This window comes from Paenibacillus sp. J22P169, from assembly GCF_059691995.1.
The window spans coordinates 398,293-415,582 of record NZ_JCAUAO010000002.1 but is presented as its reverse complement, the minus strand read 5'-3'; the positions used below and the strand labels follow the sequence as shown (position 1 = coordinate 415,582).

General features: G+C 40.1%; 16 protein-coding genes and 1 pseudogene. 8 read left to right on the top strand and 9 right to left on the bottom strand.

Annotated elements, in window-relative coordinates; all coding sequences use genetic code 11:
* The first annotated feature begins 253 nt into the window (after positions 1-253).
* The 3 genes from AC58QG_RS16290 to AC58QG_RS16280 are packed head-to-tail and all read left to right on the top strand — an operon-like array spanning position 254 to position 4,067.
* On the top strand, positions 254-1,816 hold the full coding sequence (locus AC58QG_RS16290) for a spore germination protein (protein ID WP_497363166.1): 1,563 nt from the start codon (positions 254-256) through the stop codon (positions 1,814-1,816).
* Complete coding sequence (locus AC58QG_RS16285; RefSeq protein WP_497363165.1) at positions 1,813-2,982, top strand: Ger(x)C family spore germination protein; 1,170 nt, start codon at positions 1,813-1,815, stop codon at positions 2,980-2,982. The genes AC58QG_RS16290 and AC58QG_RS16285 overlap by 4 nt, the downstream gene beginning before the upstream one ends.
* Positions 2,982-4,067 (top strand): GerAB/ArcD/ProY family transporter, encoded by a 1,086-nt coding sequence (locus tag AC58QG_RS16280; protein ID WP_497363164.1) that lies wholly within the window; start codon positions 2,982-2,984, stop codon positions 4,065-4,067. Before AC58QG_RS16285 ends, AC58QG_RS16280 begins: the two co-directional genes overlap by 1 nt.
* Before the next feature lie 686 nt (positions 4,068-4,753).
* Here AC58QG_RS16280 and AC58QG_RS16275 read toward each other — a convergent pair.
* The 3 genes from AC58QG_RS16275 to AC58QG_RS16265 form a co-directional block, all read right to left on the bottom strand.
* Positions 4,754-6,949 (bottom strand): glycosyltransferase, encoded by a 2,196-nt coding sequence (locus tag AC58QG_RS16275; protein ID WP_497363463.1) that lies wholly within the window; start codon positions 6,947-6,949, stop codon positions 4,754-4,756.
* Positions 6,950-7,395: 446 nt separating this feature from the next.
* Complete coding sequence (locus tag AC58QG_RS16270; protein ID WP_497363163.1) at positions 7,396-7,731, bottom strand: DUF1801 domain-containing protein; 336 nt, start codon at positions 7,729-7,731, stop codon at positions 7,396-7,398.
* A gap of 305 nt (positions 7,732-8,036) precedes the next feature.
* Positions 8,037-8,357 carry a ribosomal maturation YjgA family protein gene (locus AC58QG_RS16265; protein ID WP_497363162.1) on the bottom strand — a complete coding sequence of 107 codons (321 nt, stop codon included), beginning with the start codon at positions 8,355-8,357 and terminating at the stop codon, positions 8,037-8,039.
* Positions 8,358-8,779: 422 nt separating this feature from the next.
* Between AC58QG_RS16265 and AC58QG_RS16260 the strand changes: the two genes are divergently transcribed.
* Positions 8,780-8,995, top strand: coding sequence for a hypothetical protein (locus tag AC58QG_RS16260; protein WP_497363161.1), 216 nt, complete (start codon positions 8,780-8,782; stop codon positions 8,993-8,995).
* Positions 8,996-9,021: 26 nt separating this feature from the next.
* Here the strand turns inward: AC58QG_RS16260 and AC58QG_RS16255 are convergent.
* Together AC58QG_RS16255 and AC58QG_RS16250 are read right to left on the bottom strand one after the other, a co-directional pair.
* Positions 9,022-9,231, bottom strand: a pseudogene (locus AC58QG_RS16255) (HAD family hydrolase); the annotation flags it as partial.
* 206 nt (positions 9,232-9,437) lie between these two features.
* Positions 9,438-9,809, bottom strand: coding sequence for a VOC family protein (locus AC58QG_RS16250; RefSeq protein WP_497363160.1), 372 nt, complete (start codon positions 9,807-9,809; stop codon positions 9,438-9,440).
* A gap of 1,030 nt (positions 9,810-10,839) precedes the next feature.
* Between AC58QG_RS16250 and AC58QG_RS16245 the strand changes: the two genes are divergently transcribed.
* Positions 10,840-10,974: a hypothetical protein gene (locus AC58QG_RS16245; RefSeq protein WP_497363159.1), complete on the top strand. Its 135-nt coding sequence runs from the start codon at positions 10,840-10,842 to the stop codon at positions 10,972-10,974.
* A gap of 320 nt (positions 10,975-11,294) precedes the next feature.
* A complete protein-coding gene (locus AC58QG_RS16240) occupies positions 11,295-11,705 on the top strand; it encodes a DUF6843 domain-containing protein (RefSeq protein ID WP_497363158.1) in 411 nt (136 codons plus the stop codon).
* 250 nt (positions 11,706-11,955) lie between these two features.
* On the opposite strand, the gene AC58QG_RS16235 is transcribed toward AC58QG_RS16240, so the two are convergent.
* Together AC58QG_RS16235 and AC58QG_RS16230 are read right to left on the bottom strand one after the other, a co-directional pair.
* The gene (locus tag AC58QG_RS16235) at positions 11,956-12,819 is read right to left on the bottom strand and encodes an RNA polymerase sigma-70 factor (protein ID WP_497363157.1); all 864 of its coding nucleotides are present in this window, start codon (positions 12,817-12,819) and stop codon (positions 11,956-11,958) included.
* On the bottom strand, positions 12,797-14,098 hold the full coding sequence (locus tag AC58QG_RS16230; protein WP_497363156.1) for an NAD(P)/FAD-dependent oxidoreductase: 1,302 nt from the start codon (positions 14,096-14,098) through the stop codon (positions 12,797-12,799). The genes AC58QG_RS16235 and AC58QG_RS16230 overlap by 23 nt, the downstream gene beginning before the upstream one ends.
* Positions 14,099-14,378: 280 nt before the next feature.
* Between AC58QG_RS16230 and AC58QG_RS16225 the strand changes: the two genes are divergently transcribed.
* Entirely contained in the window at positions 14,379-14,789 is a 411-nt protein-coding gene (locus AC58QG_RS16225) for an HNH endonuclease (RefSeq protein ID WP_497363155.1), read from the top strand.
* 46 nt (positions 14,790-14,835) lie between these two features.
* Here AC58QG_RS16225 and AC58QG_RS16220 read toward each other — a convergent pair whose 3' ends face one another.
* Positions 14,836-15,996, bottom strand: coding sequence for an FtsW/RodA/SpoVE family cell cycle protein (locus AC58QG_RS16220; protein WP_497363154.1), 1,161 nt, complete (start codon positions 15,994-15,996; stop codon positions 14,836-14,838).
* A gap of 308 nt (positions 15,997-16,304) precedes the next feature.
* Between AC58QG_RS16220 and AC58QG_RS16215 the strand changes: the two genes are divergently transcribed.
* Entirely contained in the window at positions 16,305-16,484 is a 180-nt protein-coding gene (locus AC58QG_RS16215; protein WP_497363153.1) for a hypothetical protein, read from the top strand.
* A gap of 256 nt (positions 16,485-16,740) precedes the next feature.
* On the opposite strand, the gene AC58QG_RS16210 is transcribed toward AC58QG_RS16215, so the two are convergent.
* Positions 16,741-17,190 carry a MarR family winged helix-turn-helix transcriptional regulator gene (locus AC58QG_RS16210; protein ID WP_497363152.1) on the bottom strand — a complete coding sequence of 150 codons (450 nt, stop codon included), beginning with the start codon at positions 17,188-17,190 and terminating at the stop codon, positions 16,741-16,743.
* Between the last annotated feature and the right edge of the window lie 100 nt (positions 17,191-17,290).

Here is a 17,290-nt window from a genome sequence, read left to right as displayed (position 1 = left end):
ATCCCCCATTACGTGGTAGCCAACGATAAAATCTTTCCCCGAATGGTCTCCTCAATCCATGTCAGATTTAACGACACGAAGTTACCTAAGTGCTATATGGGACGGTCAGACTTTGCGCCAAATTAAAATGGGATGTCAAACTCGTTCTTCCAAAATATGCATAGTCCAAAGTTGTTTGTGGAAGAATAAAAAAATATTTCTAATAATCACCAGTTCATTTGTATCGCATACGTTCTAATGGAGGAGGAATGCCATGCCTACTGCACATAATTCAAGTTCTAACAGTACATCTCCTGAAAACGCACTCTGTGAACCAATAAGCGAATCTTTAGAGAAAAATGAACTCATTATCAGAAATACATTTACTAATTGTTATGATATTGCCTATCGACGTGTACAAATTTTCGGTCAAATCCATGTTTTATTGGTTTATTTGGATGGTTTGGTGGATACCAAGGCATTAGATAACATTTTGCTAAAACCTTGGATGCTAGAAACTCCCCGACCAGGATTGGTGGAGCTAAACTCTGTACATTTGATGTTAGAACAACAGCTGGTTTCCATCGCAAAAACAAAAACAACAGAGATAATGGATGAAGTTGTACAAAGTATTTTGACTGGAAATGTAGTTATCTTATCAGATGGAGTAAACCAAGCAGTTATCGCTGAATTGAAGGGCTTCGAGCAGCGAGCCATTGAAGAGCCCTCAGGTGAGACTACTATTAGGGGTCCAAGAGAGGGCTTTACTGAGAACATTTCTGTGAATACAAGCCTAGTTCGCAGGAAAATTCATAGCCCTAAGCTTAAAATGGAGTCCTTGACCGCTGGCACTCTATCGAAAACTACTATTGTCATCGCCTACATAGAAGGCATTGCAAAAGATTCGATCATCGAAGAAGTTCGAAAACGTATCAGTCAAATTCAAATCGATACCGTGCTTGGCGGGAATTATATTGAGGAGTTCATAGAAGATCACCCGTTCACATTATTCCCACAAGTGCAGAACACCGAACGCCCGGATATTGTGGCCTCAAGCCTCGCAGAAAGAAAAGTAGCGATTTTCATCGATGGCACACCTTTTGTGCTAATCGTCCCCTGTTCCTTATGGACCGCATTTCAGTCGGCTGATGATTATTATGAGCGATTTATATACGCAACCCTTATCCGCTGGTTGAGAATGCTATTGATTATAACTTCGCTATTCTTACCTTCTATTTATGTTGCAATCACGACGTTTCATCCACAATTGTTACCCACTAATTTTTTGCTCAGCATTACGTCTGCTCGTGAAGGGGTTCCCTTTCCGGCGGTCATTGAAGCTTTAATGATGGAATTTTTATTTGAGGGCTTACGCGAGGCTGGAATACGAATGCCGAGGCCCGGTGGCTCAGCAGTTAGTATTGTGGGGGCTCTAGTTATTGGCCAAGCAGCCGTTCAAGCAGGGATCGTATCTGCTCCGATGGTCATTGTTGTTTCTCTGACAGGAGTTGCTTCTCTCATCACCCCCAGATACAGTATGGGAATGGCTTTTCGAATGCTCCGTTTTCCAATGCTCATTTTTTCAGGGATGTTCGGATTATATGGAGTTACTATGGCACTATTATTCCTTCTCATTCACCTTACGAATCTGGAGTCATTTGGCGTCCCTTATTTAAGTCCGATAGCTCCACTGACAAGAACTGAATTAAAGGATGTATTAATCCGCGCGCCAAGGTGGGGTATGCATACAATCCCGTTATCCGGCTCTACCCGAAAAAAAATGCGAATTCCCAAAGGTCAAAAGCCAAGTACGAAGCAAGGAGACGAAGCAGAATGAACCATCGCCCGACAGCATTGATTTTATTGCTTCTCTGTTTAGCTTTTACTACAGGTTGTTGGGATCGTGTAGAACTTTCAGACCGAGCATTTAATCTTGCCGCCTCGGCAGATCTGAACAAAGATGGAACGTATTTAACGGCCGGTCAATTTATAGTCCCCTCCAAAGTAGACTCAAAAGGAGAAGCCGGTGGCGACAAACCTTACTTTATTGAGACAGGCAGCGGTAAAAGCACTCTTGAATCCATTCAAAAAGCTCGACAAAAGCTTTCTCGAATCATAACCCGTGGTCATAGACGCAATTATTACATAGGAGAGGATCTAGCTAAAAATGGAATTAAAGATATGCTGGATGCATTCTCTCGAGATCCGGGCAATCGAATTCGAATGGACATGTGGGTAGTCAAGGGAAATACAGGTCTGGAAGCTTTGCAAGTACCCTACCCTCTGGAGAAAATTCCTTCTGTTGCACCAGTCAAAATATATAATGCTATTGGAGGTACTACCGGCACTTCCTATCTCGACTTTATGATGGCCTCTAGTGCCGAAGGAAGCTGCCCAACTTTACCTGTAATAGACATCGTAAAGGGGATCTCTTCGCAAAAAACGATCCTATTTTATGGTCGCGCTATATTTAACCACGATTATAAATTAGTTGGTTATTTAAATTTTGTTGAAGGCGCTTATAGGCAGTGGATTCTCAAAGGAATATCTTACTTTGACTTAGAGGAACGTATTCCGGAAGCAGGTGGGAGTGTTGGCGTCATTGTTACAAAGTTTGGAAGCAAACTTAAGAGCAGCATATCACCTGACAATAAGGTAAAGATGGAGATAGAGTTAAGTGGACTGGGACAAGTTGGAGAGAACAATACGAATTGGGATCTTAGCCAGCAGAAAAATTTGAAACTTGTACAGAACAAAATCAACAAGGAAACTAGCAAGCATGTTCTTGAAATGGTTACTAAAGTTCAAAAACAATATGGCACTGATGTATTAGGTTTCAATCAAACCTTGAATCGTCAGCATCCAAGTGAATGGAACAAATTAAAGGGACAGTGGGATACTATTTTTCCAGACATAGAAGTCACGGTCAATGTGAATATGAATTTAAAATATATTGGCTTAGTCGGGCCACCGCTCCAATTTAAGGAAAGTGAGATTAAATAATGAAAATATCCGGATACCAGCTATTTTGGCTGATTTTCACGATGGAATTCGGGATGACGGCAATTTTCACCCTAACGGGCACTGTATTAATTGCCAAACAAGACACTTGGATTTCAATGATCCTCGCAACCCTGATAAGCTTATTCACTACATTTGTTGCAGTTAAATTAAGCCTCCTTTACCCGGAGCAAACCTTTATTCAATACAGTCAGTCGATTCTCGGAAAGTGGCTAGGAAAAATCATGCTAATTCCTTACTTTTTGATGTGGCTTTCCGTAACCGGAATCATTTTAAGGGAATTTGCGGATTTTGTCTACCTTACCTTATTTACTTCGACGCCACTATGGATTATTATTCTCATAATGTTAGGTGCTATCGTATATGTCACCTATAATGGAGGCCTTAGAAGTATCGGTCGTTGCAGCGAAATCATCGGTCCTATTACCGTGGTAGGCACTATTCTCATCATTATTTTTAGTGTGAAGGATTGGGACTGGTTAAGAATACTTCCGGTTTATTCCAACACGGGAATTTTACCCATTATTAAAGGAAGCGTAGGTCCTGCCTCCTTCCTGGGAGAATCCTTTATGGTGGTCATGTTAATACCCTTTATGTCTAAACCCCAGCGAGCTCTGATCTCTTCCTTATTCGGGGTTGCAGCCGCTTCAGTCGCCGTTTTGGCGATGACAATGATAGTAATTATGATCTTTGGTCCGAATTTACCGGCTAAACTTATTTATCCTCTTTATTCCGCTGTAACCTATATTTCGGTAATGGAATTTATCCAGAACGTCGATGTTTTGGCTGTCTCACTTTGGATCCTCGGTATTTTTATCAAACTATCCCTTTATTTATTCATAACCAGTTATGGTACCGCACAATTCTTTCACATAAAGAAATGGAAACATACCATTTGGTGGATAGCGCCTATTGTCTTTGTAATTTCTCTGCTTCCGCGAAACACTAACGACTCCATGAATTACGCGAAGTTTTGGCTTTCCGTGATATTTCCTATAAATATCATAGTCATACCGTTATTATTGTGGATTGTTGGCACCATTCGCAAAAAAAAAATTTTACATTAGCAATTTTATCGTAACGGTAAGCGGTGGGATATCGGATCGGCTACAGCTGCTTGTTGGAAGGAATAGTGAAATGGGTATCGAAATGGGGTATTGACCTAATGCAGAACTATCCACTTGAACATATATTGTATATTACCAGTACACTCGTCTCTGTCAGCCTCTCATTTAAAACATCTCTCTCTTTACGAGAAGGTGTTTTTTAGTTTCCAACAACGAGAAAAAACGGTTCCTATGGCGCATCTATTCGCGATAGGAACCGTTTTTGTTTTTCTCGATATTCGTGTTGGATTAAAGAATTTTAGAACACACAAGTTACTGATAAGATGATTACCAAAAGAATAAAAAGAACCAAAACAGCTGCTGCGCTAGTACCTACTCCGCTCATATTTACTCATTCCCCTCAGTGAATTTTCATTACGATATACACATATGCTCCCTACATAGTGATTGCTTGGACATATGTCATTGCTGCTTGATGGAAGGAATAAAAAAAACCGTTCCTCCTAAATAGAGAATGCAGTTTTCTGTTATTCCTAACTTCAACCTCACCATTGAACCCCATGATGTCATATACGCAATAGCTAAGTCTGAAGCGTTTTGGGGGGTGATATTGGAATTAGGCGCGGTTGCAGTTACATGTTCAAAAAAAAGAAGCCCTATAGCGAGCTTTTTTAAACATTCTCTTATTAATTTTTCACTTGTCTATTTATGCTCTTTTTTGCTTTGTTAACTCTTCTTTTAGTTGTTTTCATTCGCTTTCTTACACTTCTTTTAGTTGTTTTCATTCGCTTTCTTACACTTCGTTTAGCTGATATCCTTTTCTTTAAGATGTATCTTTTTCTTCTTAGCAGTTTTATATTTTTTCTTCTTCGTAGTTTTAAATTTTTTCTTCTTCTTAGCAATTTTAAATTTTTTCTTCCTCTTAACAATTTAAATTTTCTTCTTCTTAGCAGTTTAAGTTTTACTCGTCTTTTCATAAATTCATTAATTTTCTGTTCATACAACGTGATATATTGGTCCACCATTGTAGAAGTCGTGAACTTGTTAAGCACATATTCTCTTAGGGCATGTGAAGGCGGGAATGACTCATTTAAAGCTTTGTGGGCAAGTTCATCTATGCTATTGCAAACTAACTGAGGAAAGCCTTCAAGTACCTCTAAAGCGGCACCATTGTTCAAGGCTAATACAGGGGTGCCTGAAATCATAGCCTCAATCAAAACAAGTCCAAAAGGCTCCTTCCAAATAGACGGAAAGAGGACACATCGAGCTCTCTTAAGGAGCTCCTGCTTTTGTTTGCTTGCAACAGCGCCAATATATTGAATGTTTTCATTACGATCAATACGAGGCTGTAAAATGTTCCGGAAATATTCTTCATCTTTAATGGGTCCGGCTATTATGAGCTTTTGGTGATTGCGTTCAGCCACTTCAATTGCATGAATGACACCTTTGTCGGGGAGTATCCTCCCGATAAACAATAAATAGTCATCTTTTCCTTCGCTGTACTCGTATTCATCCGGATTAATTCCGTTGTGAACGACTTGCCCCTTGGCGCTGGCAATTTCCCGAGCAGCGTGACTGACATAAACGGAATCACGGAATGCTTTATTGGAAGGTAAATGATGAGTGGGTAACACGGGAATTCCCATTCTTCTTAATCTGACAATAGATGAAAAAGTGTGGTCATGAATCAGATCTACTCTCGAAGGTCTTGTTTTACGAATAAATGCGGGTACGTGGCGATCTTCGAAATATTTGGGGAAGGGTACTAACTTTGCTGAAACTTTACTTCCCTTAGGTGCATATAAAACAACCTTATGTCCACGTTTTACCAATTCTTGCGTAATTTCGTAAACCATTTTCTCTGTTCCAGCTGTGTCAACAGCTGATACAGGCTCACAGATTGGTGAAATGACTTGTATGATTCTCAAAGTTCGCTTTTTTTGAGGTGCATATTTTGTTGCATATTTCGTTTCATACTTTGTTGCATGCATTGGCGTACTCTTATTAAATAAACCAAATAAGTCACGAATCTCTTTAGTTTCAACTGCTTTGCGATTGTATTCTCCACCGCTTAATAGTTCTCGATGCTTCCTTGCATAATCCCAGAAATGCTCAGCATACTCCGGTTTGAAATCAATATAATAATTAATACATTTGGTTACAAAAAAGAGAATTTCCTCTTTAAAACTATCATTCAAGTGTGCATGTTCGATTAAACGGTCCCAGGCTCGTAAAATATCTAACACTTTGGGTCCGCTGCTATTTGCGATAGAACCTGGTCTAGACCTTTTATAATAATATAAGGGAATATTTAAATAAGCTGGTATATTCGCTAGACTGATCAAAATTGGAGTTGATGCAACATCCTCATACCAAATATTCAAATACTGAATTTTTTGTAGTAATTCCTTTTTGTAGAGCTTATTCCAAGGAACCACTTGAGCGTAAAGAATAGCCTGTTTTTGCGTAAAGATGTCTTGTGAGTATCCCTTCTCTGGAATAGTCAGATCTTCATCTTCATACCTACTAAAATAATCACAAATCACCATGTCATGCCCATCTAAAGCTTTCGTATACAATATCTCAAACATATTGTTAGCAATCCAATCATCCGAATCAACGAAACCGATATAGTCACCTCTAGACTGAGCAATCCCTACATTCCGAGAGTTACCTACACCTTGGTTTTCAGCATAGTGTATACTTATTATCCGTTCAGGCTCCTGTCTCACGAACTCTTTAATAATTTCGGAAGAATGGTCTGATGAACCATCATTGATAATAACTAACTCCATGACACTCCATAATGTTTGGTTAATTATTGATTGCAAACACTTACTGAGGAATTCCCCAGTATTGTATACAGTTACGATAACTGAAATTTTGGGGCGAGCTGGTTCTGCTTCTTTTGAAATGACCTCTGTCGAGCCAAGAATAGCTTCCCCCTCCTCTTCTGATGAATTTTATACATTCATATTCCGTATAGTCTATTATGGCTTGTGTATTTGCTGACTTCTTATAAATACGTAGTATTACCTCCGGTAAAAGTGATTTGATTTCGGGATCATCAAGAATTTTGAATAACCGGTATATCAGTCCTTTACCATTAGAATTGATCTATCGGGAATTCTGAATTTGTGACAACAAAAAATCACTCCCCTGTTTATAGAGAAGCAACCGTTATACTGCATTCTTTTAACTGTTATAAAACGAAAAAACCTTATACATCATTTAACATAACTGCCCGTTTACTTAAATGAAAAAGGAGCTGCTGCCGGCCGCGGCGAGCTGCTCCCTTAATATTTTACCATTGTTACTACGGTCGAATTTATAACGTGACGGAGGCTTGCTTCAGAAGCCCGGACAACGTGAGGAGATCTGGAGTGCTCCCTTCCTTTAATTTAATCCACTTTCGTTCAGCAGGACCTTCGAATTCTTTCGGAAAGTCAATTCCGTTTGCATTCATGATCATAAAGGCAATCGCGTCTTTGGAAGGCGAAATGACGGCTGCATAATGTCCATTCTTCAGAAAGTGTGGTTTCTTGTACTGAATGCGTTCTACGGCTTCCGGAATCGTCTCATGAACCATGTTCCGCAGGGTCGAACTGATATCTGCTTGCCATTTCGGCAGATTGTCTATGTAGGCCGTAACTTCCTGACTCATACTTCAAATCCCTCCAATTGGTATTATTTTACTTACGCTAAAAGTATACTGTTGCTTGAATATTCCGTCAATGCGGTAAATTACCTGTTACTTCTGCAAAATAGGGAACGTCTAACTGAATTGCCGTTAGCGATCAGTTTTCTACCCATAGTTGAAACTTGGTCCGCACTATTTCTATTCTCCTCCAGTACTTTTAAACTAGGCTATCTATGATGTTGGCAGCATGTGTCATGGAACTATCGTTTCCGCTAGTCAAACACGGTTAACTCTACTTCAAGCATCATTAGAGTTTACTCACTGTGCCCTTAAGGCTGTTCTGTCTCTTTTAGCAAACGGTCCAATGCATAAGCCGCTATAGCGCCTACAATATATCGGACCAAATCTGCATATAGGAATCCTTTTCCAAGTATTAGCCCGCCAAATAGAGTGTTTCGTAAGTTGATTATCCATTCTGCTTGGTACAATTGGCTGCATTCAATGACAAAACAGAACCCAAGACTAAGCACCAGGGCTTTCATAGATAACATACGGATGAATAGTGCACGAACGCCGAAATAAATCATAGCCGCCCAGAGAGCATCACCGAAATGTTTCACCACAAAATCGGGCAGCGCGGAGGTATTCATCCTCGAACCGATCCCAAGCATTATGCATACCAATACTGCTAGAAGGTACTTCCCTCTTGTTCTCACAAATTCCCTTCCAATCAAAAAGATTTTTATCCAACTCTGAAATGACATTTATAATGGAAGTTACTGTCTCCAAAAAACAACAAGATATATTATTAATACCATCATACACCAATCAAATTCCTCTTTGTACCACTCCGTTATACTGAACCTTAGCTGAGAAAGCTGCTTCTGTCATTCAGCACCCAGTGTTCAGATCGTTACCTTTTAGCTCTCGTACTTCATTGATTCTTACTGAATTTACATTCACACAAAGCTTATTGGTGAATGTCATTTCCAATATATTTCGTGCTGAATAAATCAGTGAAATTTTGGAAAAATTAAGATTGCACAAATAATCAAGAAATAGAGGTGTATATATGTCTGACCAACAATCCGAACAGCAAGATGCAGTAACAGCGGCTCATAATGCCGTAGCTGATGCATTAAGCGAATTGAATCAAGCACAATCGGTAAGTAATAATCGACGACAGTCTATACAAAATGCGAACGAGCAACTTGACCAAGCCCATGCACAATTAGCAGAAGCGCGGACTGCACAATCTGATATCGCTGATGAAGATAGCCTCAAGTAAATAAGGGGTAAGGCTCCGATACATAATTAAAATGCAAAAAGCCCTAAACTGGGGCTTTTCTTATTTCCCAATGACCCTTGCAATAATCTGTCTATAAGCCTTCCAAGTTTACCTTCTCCCCAAAGAGCCGCAACGCTAGTCATGTTTGCGGCATGTGTGGCTTGTATATCTGTCGGCTGGTCTCCAACATACAAACACTGCTTTGGCTGTATATTAAGTTTTTCAGCTAATTGTAATAAAGGAACAGGACTTCTGTACCCAGTCCCTCACTATTAATTAAAGTACCGTCACAAATCAAAAAAAACACCTTTAAATCGGCTCATCTCAGCTCCCTCTCTCATCTCAACTCAACTTTTCTCAAACTTATTGAACAGGGAGCAGCTGCCCTTGGCGATCTGCTCCCTGCATATCCTTCTATTTGAAAGCACTGATGTACTCAACTTCATCTGTGTTGATCTATTAGAATGGGATTACCATCAGGATCTTCGATTGTAAAACTTGTTGGGCCTTCGCTTGTTTCATCTGCTTCAGTTTGTAATTTAATTCCGTTTGCTCTCAGCTGTCTTTGAATATCTCGAATGTCCGTAAACGAGTTAAGATTTTCGGCATTTTCATTCCATCCTGGATTAAAGGTCAGAATATTCTTTTCAAACATTCCTTGGAATAAACCAATTATACAGCTTTCATTCTTCATAATGAGCCAATTTTGGGTAATATCGCCTCCTAAGATTAGAAATCCAAGATTTTCGTAAAATAATTTTGATTTGTAAATGTCCTTTACACTTAAACTTACAGAGAATGCGCCCAGTTTCATATTTCCTCCAATAAAAAATTATTTATAGATGATTTATTGCATAAAGTATACAACATTACTTTGATTAACACATGTTTCGCCCAGTATTGTATTGTAACCACGGAAGTAATTATTATTATACAGACAATGACTCTCAAAAGTTATTGCACTATCGTTTCGCGATAGCTTAGTAAATGATCTTTTCGTTTAGCCTTTCATTGAAAACCTGGTAAGTTATGGAACACATCAGCAATATTGTTTATTTCAATCATATTAATTTTAGCTTGGATCCAAGATGCAGGTTACAATCACAGTTTTCGTTACTGCCATGTGGACATATGTTTATCTGCCCATTAGTTGAGAAAAGGCAACCGAACACTAGGTCGGCTGCCTTTTTCTTGTTCTTTTACATATTCATTTACTTTTCTTACTTGCAACCCAGAACGCCAGAATAATGAGTGGAATGAAAATAAACCAAGGTATATTTATTGTGCTACTTGTAATGAAGGCAAGAATAGTAATAATGACTATACCTACAATAATGTATAAACATCCTCTTCCAAATGTCCCCGTATGAATCACTCCATTCGAACGCTATATATATATTATATAACTGAATTAAATGGAAAACGTTTCTATTTTTGTTCGATCGCTGATTCGGAACACTTGCGCAACCAATGTTTTTGAATTCCCTTTAGTTTAAACAAACGTTTTCCGTTAGCGTAACACATGAACATGCTTTTTTGTTACTTTCCTCCACCATGAAACACACCAATTACGGTTTCTCCATCAACGTCATACCAGCGGAATATCACGACCACCTGGCGATCTACTGTTCTGTATCGAAATGGCTTCCTCCGCTCTTGTTGAGAAAGTTGAAGTATATCAGATTATCCAATCGATTCCCGTTATTGGCGGGGAAATCCATCGGTTTTAGTTTCCTAATGATGGATTATTTACGGCGTTCCTCGAATAACATTCTCTTAAGGGAATGGATATCAAATCCGATATAGGAGATCCTATCCCCTAATATCAGGAAGGGGTGGACAGAGTGGAGGATGAGACAACAATTTCACAAGAGCAAGAGACTGTACGCATAGCAGAAGTTGAGATTAATCACGATTACGATCTGATACGTGCCTATGCCGAACAATTGAATGGCCTAGTTGAATCTGGAGAAAACTAACCACTTGATGAGAGCCGCAGGTTATTGCGGCATTTTAATTGTTTACAACAATAATTTTCCGCACAGTTTACGTCGCTAACTTCTTTTTAACCAAAATTAGTTCGCTATTCTGCCCAATAATTTGAGAAGATGTAAGAAGGATCCGCCACGGCGGATCCTTCTGCTGTTTTATTCAGCTATCGTTCTTTGTTAGTTTATTGGTTTTTCACCAATTTACAACGTATTGTTGTCCACAAAACTCCTTATTTTAGAAATTGGTAACTTTTTATATATTTGTGCGTCAAAAATAATGTACTATCTCATTGAAAGGGGGAGTTTCATTGAACAAGTATGTATTTGTAGCATTAACAATCATTGTACTTGTGGTAGTAGGCTTAATCTTTCTACTACCTACAACAAATAAAAACCCACTCCATATTTACCTCTTACCCGAAAATATTGTTGGAGAAGTAGAAGTTACTTTTGACCAATCGGATTACCCACCACTTCCCAAAGAAAGAAATACATTTATTTATAACATACCTAAGTCAGGTAAGTTGAAAACCTCAAACACCATGGAAAGTGGAGCTGTTAAGGTATACTATGTTGACAATCAGGGTCAGCGTAAGAAAGTAAGCAATGAACAATTTCACGGGGTGTCTTCGCATAGTGGAAGCGAAGATAATCAAACAGTTGCAACATTATTTATTGGTTCAAAAGAACAATACGAAGATTATGTGAAACAACAATAATGTTGCTAGTAGTTATACCTTTTATTAAACATTTTCGCTACAACAAGATTGTATTCCGGAATAACTAAAATTGTTAGTCCTGTTATTAGTAATCCCCAACTAGCGAATTCTCTTGCGGAAACATAAAGATTTGACTCCATAATATAAGGTAAGGTTCTCCTTAACAGGTTTACCGGCGAAAAAATGAAAGGAGTGCCTCGGCAGCTCCTTTCGTAGAATTTTACTATACAGCTCTTTTTAATTAGTGATTCTATAGATGTCTTAACTTTTCCGGATTTGCGACAGTATAAATCGCTTCGATCTTATGATCTCGATAAGCAAAAGAATAAACATATTGAATCCCTTCATCCAAACGAATGCGGATTCCGGGGAGCCCATTCACCATGAGGAACGAGTACGTAAATTTACCCGCATGCATGTTGATCACATTTTGATGAAGCTTCAGCACTTGCTCAAACCCGACAACAGGCACTTGTGCCGCGCTTACTTTGCCTCCGCCGTCCGAGTAGAGCACAACATTCTCACTAACCAGTTCAAGAAGCTTCGTCGTATTTCCTTGCAACAGCGAATTCACAAACTCTTTAATCTTATCCTCCGCAATGGAAACCGACGGTTGTTGGTCCGGGTCGAAATGGATGCTTTTTTTGGCGCGGTGGAAAATTTGCCGGCAATTCGCACTGCTTTTCCCGACTATATCTGCAATCTCTTCAAACGAATAATGAAAAATCTCTCGAAGAAGAAAAACCGCCCTTTCCGTTGCACTCAATTGCTGCAGAAGCAGAAGATAAGCCGTGGAAATCGACTCCGACCGCAAATACCTATTAGATGGATCGTTGTCCGAAGCCCCTTTTTCAATCAGGGGCTCTGGAAGCCATGGACCGACGTACATTTCCCGTTTTTTGGCTGACGAGCGAAGAAGATCAAGACAACGATTCGTTACGATTTTGTATAGGAATGCCCTTTCGTTACGGATTGTCCCGACGTCGTACATTCCGTCATAACTCAAAAAAGCATCTTGTACGATATCTTCCGCATCCATGACGCTGCCGAGCATTCGATAGGCTAACGAAAACAGCTCCGTTTTATGACGTTTATATAATTCCTCTGTGCTCATTAAAGGCATTCCTCTCCTTACTCTCAAGGGAGAGCATGTGTTGTATGGCTCTTTTGGCGCTTGCCGTCGCGGCATCAACCAATGCTTCACCGTGCGACGCCCATTCTCCTGCTACATATAATCCTTGTATTTCCGGGACAGCTGGTCCGGGATTCTCATGACGTTTCATATGCATAAAGTCGTGACAAACCGTCATTTTAGGAAGGTATTGCTTGACAATCAATTCTTCCCGCCATCCCGGCTGCATCAAATCCAGCACGCCTTCCAGTTCTTGCAAATCTTTATCCGGGTCCGGTTCTTTCCCTTGGTACTTAATGAGCGATATGACTTGGGCGCCATCGTCGCTTAGATAAGCTGCACGCGAATAATTGCTAAGAAGCACGGTCTGATCAATCCCGTAAGCAAATTGTTGTTTAGGCTTGGGAAGTCGTTTCAAGGCCACATCCAGGCAAGCCGCGGTGACCTCAATCGCTTGTTCTTTCCAGGTATGAAGGGCGGTTTTTTCTGCAAAGGGCACCAACTCATTGGCAATAGAAGGCGATGTGGCAAGGATAACATGGTGCGTATCGATTGTCGTTCCGTCTTCAAAGAGAACCTGCCGCACGATCCCGCCACGGGTATCGATGGACGAGACTTTGGTATTTGTTAATAACCGCACTCCCAGGTCGGATGCTTTTTTCCGCAATTCCTCGATCAATTCGCCCCAGCCACGATCAAGGTACAACGCGCCTTTAAGGGCATTCTGCAGCTGTTTCAATACAGGACCCGCGGCTGGCAAATCCGGCCCGACCACATAACTGGCGGCACGAAGTAACGAATAAAAGATATTGCGCACCATGGGATCTTGCAAATTCCCTTCTACCCATTCGCGGATACTGATCCGGTCAAATTGACGAGTATCCGCTTTTTTAACTTTCATAAGACAGGAAGCAAATTCCATCTTTCCTTTCCAAGACAACAACGGGGTCGTAAACAAGGATTTCATATCCGAAGGCAAGGTGTTCAATTTCCCTTTCCAAACGCCATAAGCAAACGATGAAGGCCGCTTTCCTTGCAAGGTCAGCCCCAATTCCCGGAAAGTCGCGTACGCATCTCCCTTATACAAGGAATGCGCGCCCAAATTAAGGTAAGCTCCTTTATTCTTATTGGAAATGGCTCGGCCGCCTAAGCGATTCTGTTTTTCAATGACCACCGTTTGTTTCCCGGCTATGGCTGCGTAAATTGCTGCGGTTAAACCCGCAATCCCTCCACCAACAACGACCACATCAACCTTTTGCATCGTTCATCATCCCCTTCAAATTTTACCTGTATGACGGGTAAGGGATGTGAAGTGTGACAGAAAAGCAAAAAAAATTAAGCGAAATCTCCTCGGTTAACCGGAATTAATATAGAGTTTTAACAGAGCCTAACAAAAAAAGCCCCGCGGGAGCTTTCCCAGCGAGGCTTCTTGTTATCGAGCTGCTAAGGTACTTAACATCCGATACTCCTCTCGTCTCCAACAGACATAACCACGTATTGTCTGTGGTTATACTAACTTTAGCCTTAGGAGGCGATTGACTATGATACGAGTACTCAATGTGGATGGCCAAATACTAACCCCATGTTTACTTCACCGGGCTTGGAGGGAAGTTAATCGAGCCCGTGCAGTCTGGATCGACGAGCAGACAATCCAATTACTTTACAACCCATTTTTATTTCGAGACTATCGAAAAGCTGCATTAAAACGGGATCATTACACTTGTTTGTGGTGTGGACGTCACGCAACGACTGTAGATCATATTGTCCCTTCAAGCAAAGGAGGCTCAGATCTTCCCCAAAACTTACTCGCTTCTTGCATTGAATGCAACACGAAACGTGGAAACCGTTCAGCGTTCTCATATCTTTTAGAAAAAGTATTTTCCGTGCCGAATTCTATCAAGCTCTGTTACCGCATCATTAAAGCTAAACATAACCATCGTCGAGCGAACTGATGTAAGTACTCATTATAAATCACCATATTCGCTATTGGATCGAACATTAACGCATTATAATATCTTCAACATCTATGTCATCATAGATTTTTATACTTAGAACAAAGCCTATCGATACCATGTTAATCAACAGCGAGGTGCCTCCATAGCTGATAAAAGGAAGGGTGATTCCCGTAATCGGCATAATACCGATCAGCATCCCGATGTTTTCGAAAACTTGAAACAAAAACATAGCGGAAATTCCACCAATGATATAAATGCCTGTTTGGCTGCGAATGCTAAGTGCGATAGTGATCATTCGATAAATGAGAAGAAAATAAAGGAAGAGTAACGCAGATGCTCCTAAAAATCCAAATTCTTCTCCCACTACAACGAATATGGAATCTGCATAGGTATATGGAACCTGACCACTCTGGACTGAAGTTCCATGAAGATAGCCATCTCCTTCTAACGAGCCTGATCCGATTGCTTTTACCGATTGTTTCATGTGATAAGTTGCTTTTTCAGAAGCTTGCTCTGGCAAAAGGACGGCATCCACTCTATCCAACCAGTACTCTTTATGTTTGGATGCCATGAATTGCTTTACTTCCATATGGTATTCGACATAGCTCCAGAGAGAGCTTCCGCTTACGATTATCATAATTACAAGGCCTATCCAAGCATGCTTGTAGTTAATGTGCCCGAACCAACAGACCACAATAAAAATAACCAAATACGCAATGGAATTACCGAGATCTGGTTGCATTAGAACCAAGAGAAAAGGAACTAATGTTATAAAACCCATTGGCAGTATTTCCTTGAACAGGCTAAGCGTCTCGACTTCTCTTTTGGATAGAAAATACGATAAAAACAAGATTAAAATGAGCTTACAAAGCTCTGCCGGTTGAAAGCCAATCCCACCAGGAAGAATGAACCACCCCTGAGCATTGTTGAGCGTATCCCCTTTAAAAAATAATAAGACCAGCAGTCCCACCCCAATGAAATAGTACATCGGCGAAAAGCGCAATAAGAGTTTATAGTTAAAAAATAGCATTATAAATAAGACCATAAACCCTAAACCGTAAAAATACATCATTTTAATATATGATTGGGAATAATCTGGATCAGTCCGTGTTGCGCTGTAGATGCAGAATATACTAATGATCATTAAGATGAGCAGCAACAACAAAATAATGACATCCAGCCCTTTAATTATTCTTTTCAACATGAAAGCTAATTGCGTTCCTCCGAGGATATTCTCAATAATGAATCACCTATTTCTGGATATGTTAAGAAAGCTACATAAGTATAAGAAAAACTGTTTAATAAAAAGTGGGGTATTTATAAAATTTTTCTTAAATTCCATTCTTCTGAATCAAGATTGTACCCACCTTTCATTTGGAAAAATGACAATCCTCATGTCCCGGCACGAATAATGTGAGAATTGTCATATCATTTTCGTGAAAAAGGTCACTTATCCGTGAAGATACGATCTGGTAAGATCAATACATAAGAAAAAACGAGGGAGTGTTCAGAATGATCGGAAAAGCAGGTATGATTTGTGGATTATGTATTATTGCAGGTGGAGTAATCGGAGGTTTATTAGGAGCAAAAGAACAAGGTTACGAATTAGGCTCTGCCGCATGTGTTGTCATTATGGGCGTTGCAGTCCTATTGAACAAAAAGCAGCGTGAGGGCAATCGCAACCGCTTTTAAAAATGATTCATTCCAGGCCCGCCAACTTTTCAATGCTTAACGAATGATAGGCCGATTCTGCAAATTGATGGATATTGTGATTAGAAACGGGGAGAAAATTGGTCCAGTGTGATTGCATCCCCCGTAATTTGATTTTTTGTATGCATTAGTATTTCCTTTCTAAGCGAATAAATAATACATTAGTCTCATATGCCCTTATTTGTCCCAAGTTAATCGACGATGTCGTATCACCGTCGATATTCAATACGCACATAAATTAATAGTTGTTAAAAGAAAGGGCAATAATATTGTCCATGATATCTCTCATGTTCTTAGATTGATCAATGCCAAACTGTTTCTCGAATTCAGCTTGGGCCTTGACCCAACCAGGTCTTCCAATCGCTAGCCGTTTTAACCCTTCATCGGTTAATGAAACGATTCGTGCGCGCCGATCAGACTCGCTGACCTCAATACGAACTAATTGGCTGCGTTCAAGCGGACGGAGATTATGTCCAATGGTTGCACGGTCCATCGTCATTAGTTCAGCAAGCTCCAGCATCGTCTTCGGACCTTCATGCTTGAGATAGCCTAGAATCGAAAATTGAGTCGCTTTAAGCCCAACTCCTGTTTCTGCTAGACAGGTATCGTACAGACGTGAAACATGACGTTGAGCTCGTCTTAGCTTCGTACAGTTACATATGGCAGGTATATTGATCGTTGTTGACATGTATTCACCTCCATCTTTCGTTCCTTGTAGCTGGCTACAAACACATTATGCCCATAAATGCAAGCGGGTAATTTTTCTAACTACTGAGGATAATTTATAC